Consider the following 600-nt stretch of genomic DNA (forward strand, 5'->3'; position numbering starts at 1 on the left):
CTGTGCTCGAGGATGGCGATGGCGAGGGGCGGTCGATCTACGTGGTCGAAGAGGGTGCGTCTGATCCGCCAGGGGCAGATGACGAAGACATCATCTTTGAGAAGGGGTATTAATTATGGGTAGATTTGGAGACGAAATCCCGATCGGAGAGGTTCGGCTTGGTGATGGGACGCCGATAAGCAGTGCCAGGAAAGGGGATAGTACCCCACTGTGGTCGTCCGGTCCTGTTGTACTCGACAGCGCAATTCATCAATGGAAATTTGACGAGGGCAGCGGATCAACTGTTTCGGACAGTATAGGAGGTGAAGATGGGTCGGTTAACGGCCCGACGTGGGTTAGTAATGACTGGGAAGGTGGTTATGCACTATCTAGTGATGGAGAGGAAGATAATCATGTTGAAATAGGCACTCTCGGATCGTTCGGTAGCAATATGGATACAGATTTGGCTATCCTATTTACAATTGAAACGACCGATAACAGCGACGATCCGATCGGAGTTTATAATGACGATGACGATGTTAAAATGCGATGTCGTGTTGAAGCGGGCGGAGAATTTTCATTCGAATTATCTGATTCTCAGGGTGAGGAGTTAGCGGTGAG

General features: G+C 49.7%; 1 pseudogene. It reads left to right on the forward strand.

Annotated elements, in window-relative coordinates:
- Positions 1-115: 115 nt before the first annotated feature.
- Positions 116-600 (forward strand): annotated as a pseudogene (locus ABD224_RS29320) (hypothetical protein); the annotation flags it as partial.

Source organism: Streptomyces thermoalcalitolerans (assembly GCF_039525155.1).
Lineage (GTDB): Bacteria > Actinomycetota > Actinomycetes > Streptomycetales > Streptomycetaceae > Streptomyces > Streptomyces thermovulgaris.